The sequence below is a fragment of the Kitasatospora sp. NPDC057965 genome (assembly GCF_042887135.1).
Classification (GTDB): domain Bacteria; phylum Actinomycetota; class Actinomycetes; order Streptomycetales; family Streptomycetaceae; genus Kitasatospora.
Map to the genome: position 1 here is coordinate 21,828 of NZ_JBHVPZ010000001.1, position 8,165 is coordinate 29,992.

Genomic DNA, 8,165 nt, shown 5'->3' on the forward strand with positions numbered 1-8,165 from the left:
GGGTGGGAGTCTGCCGGCGTTCATGGTGCCGGCGGCGGTGGTGGTGCTGGAGTCGTGGGGGGGGGGGGGGCCCCGCCACAACGAACCGGGCGCCCCGCCCCCCCCCCCCACCCCACCCTCCCTGGAGAGTCCGCAGTGACCGAGCCCACCGAGCCCGTCAAGTACCGGAAGAACGGTCTCACCCGCGGGGTGAGCGAGGAACTCGCCGAGAACATGAAGCAGGGCTGGGCCGACACCGAGCGCCACGGTCTGGAGCCGATAGCGCAGGCCCCGTACACCGAACGCCGGCGCGCCGCGCTGTCCGCCGCCTTCCCGGGCGAGCTGCTGGTGGTCCCCTCCGGCAACCCCAAGGTGCGGTCCAACGACGCCGACTACCCGTTCCGCCCGTCCTCCGACTACGCCTACCTGACCGGCGACCACGGCCAGGACGGCGTGCTGGTGCTGGAGCCCACCGGGGAGAGCGGCCACCGGGCCGTGGTCTACCTGCGCGGCCGGTCCCGGACCGACAACGGCGAGTTCTGGCTGGACGGCCACGGCGAGCTGTGGGACGGCCGCCGCGACAGCCTGGCCGAGAGCGAGCAGCTGCTCGGCCTGCCCTGCCGGGACGTGCGCACCGTTCGCGCCGATCTGGCCGCGGCCGCCGGGCCGGTCCGGGTGCTGCGCGGCCACGACGCGGGCGTGGAGAAGGCCCTGCGGGACAAGGGCACGGCCGAGCGGGACGCGGAGTTCGAGGTCTTCCTGTCCGGGCTGCGCCTGGTCAAGGACGCGTGGGAGATCGCCGAGCTGCGCTTCGCCTGCGCGGCGACCGCCCGCGGCTTCGAGGACGTGGTGCGCGTGCTCGCCGCCGACGCCGAGACGGCCGAGCGGCTGATCGAGGGCACCTTCTTCCTCCGGGCCCGGATCGAGGGCAACGACGTCGGCTACAGCACCATCGCCGCGGCCGGCCCGCACGCCACCACCCTGCACTGGGTCCGCAACACCGGCCGGGCCCGCCCGGGCGACCTGCTGCTGCTGGACGCCGGCGTGGAGACCAACCAGCTGTACACCGCCGACGTGACCCGCACCCTGCCGGTCTCCGGCCGCTTCACCGACGTGCAGCGGAAGGTCTACGACGCCGTGTACGCGGCGCAGGAGGCGGGCATCGCGGCGGTGAGGCCCGGCGTGAACTTCCGCGACTTCCACCACGCCGCCCAGCGCGAGCTCGCCGAACACCTCACCTCCTGGGGCCTGTTCGGCGACCTCACCGCCGACAAGGTCTACGAGCTGGGCCTGCACCGCCGCTTCACCCTGGCCGGCACCGGCCACATGCTGGGGCTCGACGTCCACGACTGCGCCCACTCCCGCACCGAGGAGCACGTCGACGGCCTGCTGAAGCCGGGCATGGTCCTCACCGTGGAGCCGGGCCTCTACTTCCAGGAGAACGATCTGACGGTGCCGCGGGAGTACCGCGGCATCGGCGTGCGGATCGAGGACGACCTCCTGGTCACCGAGGACGGCAGCGAGAACCTCTCGATCGGCCTCCCCCGCCGCTCCGACGAGGTCGAGGCCTGGCTGGCCGACCTGCGCGGCTGACGCCGGGGCGGCGGACCCGCCCTGGTCGCCGTCGGTGACCAGGGCGAGTCCGCCGCCCGGCTGGAGGGGACTGAAGGAGGGTCAGACCTCCAGGTCCGCCTCGATCCTGGTGAGCTGGTGGCGGGCCATCGCCAGGTTGGCCCGGTTCTTGTCCAGCGCCAGGTAGAGGAACAGGCCCTTGCCGCTGTGGTCGGTGAGCGGGCGGATCAGGTGGTACTGGGTGGTGAGGGTGATGAGGATGTCCTCGATCCCGTCGGTGAGGCCCAGCATGTCCATGGTGCGCATCTTGGCCCGGACCACGTCGGTGTTCCCGGCGGCGGCCACGTTGAGGTCGAGGCCGCCGGGGCCGTCGAGGGTGGCCAGCGCCATGCCGCTGTTGTAGTCGACCAGGGCCGCGCCGATGGCGCCCTCGATCGTGGTCATGGCCTGCTTCAGCGCGCCTGCGGCGTCGGTCATGGTGGTGTCTCCAGGTGGTCGGACGAGAATCGGGGGGATTCGGTCGCGGGTCGGTAGTGGTCGGTAGTGGTCGGTAGTGATTGGTCGTGAATCGGAAGGAATCAGTCGGAAGCGGTTGTGTCGTTCAGCAGCTCGGCGATGCGCCGGGCGGAGCGGCGGGCCTCCAGGTGCAGGCGGCCGACGTTGGCCTCCGGGTGGGCGAGGACGGTGAGCACGCAGCTGCCGCCGGCCGCGTAGATGGCGACGTAGCCGTGCTCGCCGCGGACCAGCGACTCCCGGAACTCGCCCTGTCCGGTGCTGTCGGCGAGCCGGTGGGCCAGGCCGAGCGAGGCGGCGCTCATCGCCGCCAGGCCCGAGGGTTCGGCCCCGTGGGTGTCGTGGGCGATCAGGAGGCCGTCCGCACTGGCGACCAGGCCGCCCGCGAGATGCGGCACCCGCTGCCTGAGGGCGCGGAGTTCGGTCAGCAGTTCGGTCTCCAAGGCGATCAGTTGTCTCCTTCCGGCACGCTGCTTGATGAGCGTCCGCCTCATGGCCGTGAGGGCGGGGTCGCGGGCGGAGCATGGTTCACAGTCGGGCCTCCAGAAGGGTGCGGACCCGGATCAGCAGCGTGATGTCCGGGAGGGTGGACGGGAGTGGAACCGGGGCCGGGCCGGTCGCGGCGCCGCCGAGGGCGGAGAGCGCCGCACCCGGCCGGCGCCGGAGCAGGCCGCCGGGGGTCCTCGGCGTCGACACTCCGTCGGCCGCGCCGTCCGGAGGCTCGCCGGCCGACCCCGTACCCGCCGACCCCGTACCGGCCGGGACCGTACCCGCCGGGACCGGGACCGGGACCGGAGCGGCCCCGGTCAACAGGCCGGCGGCGGCGAGCCGACGGACGTCCGCGGTGGTCGCGAACCCGGAGCGGCCGAGCAGCCGGGCCAGCTCCGCCGGGGTCGTCCGGCCGTCCGCGTGGTCGAGCAGCTCGCACTGCCGCCGGGTCGGCGGGCGGACCCGGCGGGCGTGGCGTCCGAGGGCGGCGGCCGGGGCGGCCTGCACCGCTCCGGCCGCCCCGGCGTTCGCGGGCGCCCGGCACAGCGGCGCGGTGTCGAACAGGGCCGAGGGCAGGATCCGGTCCAGCAGGTGCCGCCGGCGTTCGGCCTCCCGACGCAGCCGGTGGGCGCCGACCGCGGCCACCGGGCCGAGCCAGTGCCGCACCCCCGGTGTGAAGGTCCAGGAGGCCGGTGGCGCAGGGGAGTCGAGCAGGAAGCAGGCGGCGTCGTAGAGCGCGCCGAGGTGGCAGAGTTCGAGCTCACCGCGGGTCAGCCGGCCCTGTTCGACCAGTGCCTCGCCGACCCGGGCGTCCGCGCCGAACCGGTGGATCGCCTTCAGCCAGGCGGCACGGCTGAGTCGGCCGGAGGCGGTGAGCAGGGTGGCCAGGTCGGGGGCACGGTCGGATTCGGCGTGGGAGACCAGGCCGTCGACGAGGTAGACGGCGCCGCCCGGGCCGCGCAGCGCGCCGGTCGCGCGTTCACCGGCGAGCCGTTCGACCGCCGCACCGGCCCGAAGGTCGCTCGCGACGGTGTCCGTCATCCGAGCACCAGGTCCTTGGTGAGCGCCTGGAGACGGAAGCGGGCACCGGCGAGGTTGCCCTCGGAGCGGTCGAGCCAGAGGTGCAGTACGAGCCGGCTGTCGAAGACGGTGTCGATGAAGCAGAGCAGGTGGTAACTGTGGTCGGCGGTCAGGATGATGTCCTGCATCGGCGCCTCGCGGTCCTCCCCCGCGGTGAAGGTCGCGGCCTCAACGGCCGCCCGTACCAGGTCGGTTGCCTCGGCCGCCGTGGTGTCGTGGTCGCCGGTCGGACTGACCCCGGCACTGCCCAGGGCGAGCCCGCTGCTCCAGTCGATCAGACTCGCGGCGCGCGCCCCGGCGATCTCCATCGCCTGGGTCAGGCACTCGTCGATACCCGGCACTGGGGCTCCTTCGGAGGGTTCGGGGAGGGAACGGCGCGGTGGGGCGGGGCCACCGCGTGCCGACCGGAATGCCGCGGCTGGTGGCATGTCCGACTCGGAAGGGTAATGTCGGATTCGCCGCATTGAACGTGCCAGTGGCATATTCACACCATAAGGACACAATTTCAGCCATTCTCTGCCGAGCCATCGGCTCCGCCGCAGGTCGGCGGGCCGGAGACGGCCGAGGGCGGGGATCGGAAGGGCAGTCCGTGCAGCAGCCACAACACGCAGTCGACTGGCACGAGGCCACCTGGCTCAACCAGCCCGAGCGCACGGAGGCCGACGGCAGCGGTCTTGTCGTCACCGCGCGTCGACGCAGCGACTTCTGGCGCACCACCGGCTACGGGTTCGTCCGCGATGACGGGCACGCCCTGCTCAGTGGATTTCCGCAGGGCGGCGCGACCGAGGTGACCTTCGTCGCGGACTTCGACACGCTGTACGACCAGGCCGGTCTGATGATCCGCGTCGACGCCGGGACGTGGATCAAGGCCGGGGTCGAGATGAACGACGGCGTCCCGCACGTGGGGGCGGTCGTCACCCGGGGTGTCTCGGACTGGTCGCTGGCCCCGGTTCCCGACTGGCGGGGACAGGAGGTGACCGTGCGCGCCAGCCGCAGCGGGGACGCCGTGACGATCCGCGCCCGCTCCGGGAGCGGCCCCTGGCAGCTGGTCCGGTTGGCGCCGCTGGCCCCGGACGCCCCCGCGACGGCCGGCCCCTTCTGCTGCTCACCCGAGCGGGACGGCCTGCGCGTCCGCTTCACCCGGTTCACCCAGGGGCCGGCCGACTCCGCCCTGCACCTGCCGGCGGACTCCTGAACGAGCGTCCGTCCGACGCGCGCCCGCGGGCCCGGCGAGAAGCCGTCAGCCGTCCGCCTGGTCGGACCCCGCGAGGCAGTGGCTCCTGACGGCGTCGATGGTGGAGGCGATGAGCCGGGACTCCGCGAGGGGGACGAGGTATCCGGGGCGCCCCGTGACGGCCTTCTCCACGGCCCGGACCATGAAGCGGTACGGGTCGAGGGCCGGGTAGGTGCGGGGCGGCCGGCCGGCGCCGGTGAGCACGGCGGGGGCCGTGGCCGCGCAGAAGGCCGGTGCCGACAGCCCGAGCTCGCCGGTCGCTCCGGTGACGGTGAACTCCTCGGCGTGGGAACCGTTCAGCGAACAGTGGATCTCGGCGACACCGCCGCCGGGGAACTCCAGCAGGCATGACGACTCGCGGTCCGCCGAGCCGATGTCCCAGCGGTCCTGCTTCGCCCACACCACCTTGGGGGCCAGCCAGCCGAAGGCGGCCAGGGTGGCGGACACGGCGTAGTAGCCGACGTCCAGGAGGGCGCCGCCACCCAGGGCGGGGTCGCGGCGGTAGTTCCCCGGGGACGGCGCCAGACCGTCGAACCGCGCCGTGACGCCGGTGACGGTGCCGATCGTGCCGCTCGCGATCATGGACTCCAGGTCGCGGGTCCGCGGGTGCCAGCGGTTCCAGGCCGCTTCGACGAGCAGCCGGCCGGTGTCGGCGGCGGCGCGGACCATGGTGTCGACCTCGGTGGCGGACAGCCCCAGGGGCTTCTCGCAGACGACGTGCTTGCCGGCGCGCAGGGCCGCCTCGGTCCAGCCGCAGTGGGCGCTGTTGTGGAGGGCGATGTAGACGACGTCCACGTCGGAGTCGCGGAGCAGCGCCTCGTAGGAGGAATAGGCCTTGCGCGGGCCCAGCGCGCGGGCCCGTTCGGGGCTGCTCGACGCCACCGAGTGCAGGGTGGCGCCGGGGTCCGCGTGCACCGCCGGCGCGAGGCTGGAGTTGGCGATCGAACCCGCGCCGAGGAAACCCCAGTTCGTCATGTCGACTCCTTCGTCCGCGGCCGTTCGGGGACCGTGGCCCGCAGGCCCAGGGGGTCCGACTGCCGTTCCCGGCACTGTCGCAGGAGCTCGGGGGCGAGCATGGACGTCTTCATCGACGGGCCGGCGCCGTACTCCAGGAACACCCGCCGCACATCGCCCGCGTCGCTCAGGGCGACCCGGTCGGTGATCAACGGCCGGGCGTCCACGAGGCCGGTCCTGAGCATGCGCAACGCGACGTTCATGACGTTGGCGGACCGGGACATGGAGAACAGGCGCACGTCGAACGGGGTGGAGCGCAGTTGCAGACCCTTGGCGAGGATCAGCCAGGTGCTGATGCGCTGCGGGACGGAGGTCGCGCCGAAGATGACGTACGTCCCGCCCGGCCGGAGCAGTCCCATGGCCAGTTCGCGGATGTCCTTGCCGGTCGTCGTCGCGGAGGAGTCGATGTGCGGCAGCGCGTCGAAGACGTAGTCCGCGTACTGGTCGTGGTGCTCGTGGACGAACGCGTCGAGCTCGGCCGCCTGGGTCTCGGTGTTGAAGGCGGACGACGCGCCGTGCACCAGGGCGGTGGCCAGTCGCGGGTCGCTGCGGTCCAGCACCGTCACCGAGCCGGCCCCCAGGTACGCGTTCAGGACCTGGACGGCCAGCAGCGCGCTCGGGCCGCAGCCCAGGACCACGCAGACGTCACCGGGGCGGCAGGGATTGAGCAGGATCGAGCGGAGCACCGAGGTGAGGGGCTCGACCACGGACGCCAGGTCGGTGGGGACGTCGGCCGGTATGGCGACGACCGCGGCCTGGGCGGCGTCGTAGAAGTTGCGCTTGGTGTACCAGGCGGTCTCCAGATCGGGCCGGCCCGCGAAGAGCGGCCGGAGCAAGCGGTACTCGGCCATCCCGTCGAAGTCGGTCTGTCCCCAGTAGGCGATGCGGTCACCGGTCCGCACGTCGCCCGCGAGCCGGCGCCCCACGTCGACGACCCGGCCGACGTACTCGTGCCCCGGAACGATGGGCCACGATTCGGGGGTGATGTGGCCGCGGAAGTACGAGACGTCCGTGGAGCAGATCGAGACGGCCTCGGTGTGCAGCACGATTTCGTCGGGCCCGCAGACCGGGTCGGGAACGGCGGTGCGGGCGAGTTCGCCGGGTGCGTTCATCTGATAGGCGAACACGGCAGCCCTCCAAACGGCGGGTGGGTTCGTGAGCGGCGACGTCAGGACCGGGGCGGGCCCAGGCTCGGGCGTGGGTTTCCGGGGTGCCGGAAACCGGGTGCGGTGACGTCGGCGGAATCGGGAATCGCTGCCGATGCTTCCAGCCGGGTCAACGAAGGGCGCGCCGGGCTGTCCGAACGGGTGAATTCCGAACGCGGCGGTTTGAGCCGAGGCGGGGTCGTTTCCGCTGGTGGCGGCCGTCGGCACTTGTTACGTTGGAGGCGAGGTGCCCCGTGAGGCCCGTTGCCCTGTCGACCTCTCCGAGGTGTCCCACGGCGGTGCGACCCGACCGGTCAAGCGATCGGGCCGCGCGCCGATGCCCGATGAACATCCGCTGCGCACACATCCGGGACAGTCCTGTGGACCACACCGATGTCGACGTTCACGACGTCGCGAAGATGATCGATCACTCGCTGCTGCGGCCCGAGCTGACCACGCAAGATCTGCTCGAAGGCTGCGCACTCGCCGCCCGCTACGACGTGGCCTCGGTCTGTGTGAAGCCGGTCGACGTGGCCAGGGCCGCCAAGGAGCTCTCCGACACCGGAGTGCTCGTCGGCACCGTCGTCGGCTTCCCGCACGGCGCCTCGCTCACCGCCGTCAAGGTGGCCGAAGCCCGGGCGGCACTGGCGGACGGTGCCCATGAACTCGACATGGTGCTCTGCATCGGGCGCCTGCGCGGTGGCGAGGACGACACCGTGGCCGAGGACATCCACGCCGTCGTCCAGGCCGCCCGGGAGGCCCGGGCCCTGGTGAAGGTGATCTTCGAGAACGCCTACCTCACCACCGACGAGAAGATCCGGGCCTGCCGGCTGAGCGACGAGGCCGGCGCCGACTACGTGAAGACGTCCACCGGCTTCGCCCCGTCCGGCGCGACGGTGGAGGACATCCGGCTGATGCGGGCCAACGTGCCACCCCGGATGAAGGTCAAGGCCGCCGGCGGCGTGCGCACCCTCGACCTGCTGCTGGAGATGGTCGGGGCCGGAGCCTCACGCTTCGGCGCCACCGCCACGGCCGCCATCCTGGACGACCTGGCCGCCCGCCGCGCCGCCGCGACCTGACAGCGCGGACCTGCCGCCGAACGGGCCGGAGCGTCACCGGGGCCGGCCGGCCTCCCGCAG

General features: G+C 72.9%; 9 protein-coding genes. 3 read left to right on the plus strand and 6 right to left on the minus strand.

The window, feature by feature from the left end:
* The first annotated feature begins 135 nt into the window (after window positions 1-135).
* Entirely contained in the window at window positions 136-1,572 is a 1,437-nt protein-coding gene (locus ACFVVU_RS00080; RefSeq protein WP_387787086.1) for an aminopeptidase P family protein, read from the plus strand.
* Between the two features lie 81 nt (window positions 1,573-1,653).
* Here the strand turns inward: ACFVVU_RS00080 and ACFVVU_RS00085 are convergent, their stop codons facing one another.
* The 4 genes from ACFVVU_RS00085 to ACFVVU_RS00100 all read right to left on the minus strand — a co-directional run bounded on the left by ACFVVU_RS00085 (window position 1,654) and on the right by ACFVVU_RS00100 (window position 3,974).
* Window positions 1,654-2,028, minus strand: coding sequence for a hypothetical protein (locus ACFVVU_RS00085; RefSeq protein ID WP_387787089.1), 375 nt, complete (start codon window positions 2,026-2,028; stop codon window positions 1,654-1,656).
* 101 nt (window positions 2,029-2,129) lie between these two features.
* Window positions 2,130-2,558: a roadblock/LC7 domain-containing protein gene (locus ACFVVU_RS00090; protein ID WP_380678881.1), complete on the minus strand. Its 429-nt coding sequence runs from the start codon at window positions 2,556-2,558 to the stop codon at window positions 2,130-2,132.
* Between the two features lie 34 nt (window positions 2,559-2,592).
* A complete protein-coding gene (locus ACFVVU_RS00095; protein WP_387787091.1) occupies window positions 2,593-3,594 on the minus strand; it encodes a hypothetical protein in 1,002 nt (333 codons plus the stop codon).
* Window positions 3,591-3,974: a hypothetical protein gene (locus ACFVVU_RS00100; RefSeq protein ID WP_387787094.1), complete on the minus strand. Its 384-nt coding sequence runs from the start codon at window positions 3,972-3,974 to the stop codon at window positions 3,591-3,593. The genes ACFVVU_RS00095 and ACFVVU_RS00100 overlap by 4 nt, the downstream gene beginning before the upstream one ends.
* A 248-nt stretch (window positions 3,975-4,222) precedes the next feature.
* On the opposite strand from ACFVVU_RS00100, the gene ACFVVU_RS00105 reads away from it, so the two are divergent.
* Window positions 4,223-4,828, plus strand: coding sequence for a DUF1349 domain-containing protein (locus ACFVVU_RS00105; RefSeq protein ID WP_380678890.1), 606 nt, complete (start codon window positions 4,223-4,225; stop codon window positions 4,826-4,828).
* A gap of 45 nt (window positions 4,829-4,873) precedes the next feature.
* Here ACFVVU_RS00105 and ACFVVU_RS00110 read toward each other — a convergent pair whose 3' ends face one another.
* Together ACFVVU_RS00110 and ACFVVU_RS00115 are read right to left on the minus strand one after the other, a co-directional pair.
* Complete coding sequence (locus ACFVVU_RS00110; RefSeq protein ID WP_380678893.1) at window positions 4,874-5,842, minus strand: Gfo/Idh/MocA family protein; 969 nt, start codon at window positions 5,840-5,842, stop codon at window positions 4,874-4,876.
* Window positions 5,839-7,008 carry a zinc-binding dehydrogenase gene (locus ACFVVU_RS00115; protein ID WP_387787097.1) on the minus strand — a complete coding sequence of 390 codons (1,170 nt, stop codon included), beginning with the start codon at window positions 7,006-7,008 and terminating at the stop codon, window positions 5,839-5,841. Before ACFVVU_RS00115 ends, ACFVVU_RS00110 begins: the two co-directional genes overlap by 4 nt.
* Window positions 7,009-7,406: 398 nt before the next feature.
* Here ACFVVU_RS00115 and deoC point away from each other — a divergent pair, with 398 nt between their 5' ends.
* A complete protein-coding gene (gene deoC, locus ACFVVU_RS00120) occupies window positions 7,407-8,105 on the plus strand; it encodes a deoxyribose-phosphate aldolase (protein WP_387787100.1) in 699 nt (232 codons plus the stop codon).
* Window positions 8,106-8,165 lie beyond the last annotated feature (60 nt).

Excerpts from the sequence above, each read along its gene's own strand:
- ACFVVU_RS00095 (WP_387787091.1), bottom strand. The coding sequence starts at position 3,594 with ATGACGGACACCGTCGCGAGCGACCTTCGGGCCGGTGCGGCGGTCGAA.
- ACFVVU_RS00090 (WP_380678881.1), bottom strand. The coding sequence starts at position 2,558 with ATGAGGCGGACGCTCATCAAGCAGCGTGCCGGAAGGAGACAACTGATC.
- ACFVVU_RS00110 (WP_380678893.1), bottom strand. The coding sequence starts at position 5,842 with ATGACGAACTGGGGTTTCCTCGGCGCGGGTTCGATCGCCAACTCCAGC.
- ACFVVU_RS00085 (WP_387787089.1), bottom strand. The coding sequence starts at position 2,028 with ATGACCGACGCCGCAGGCGCGCTGAAGCAGGCCATGACCACGATCGAG.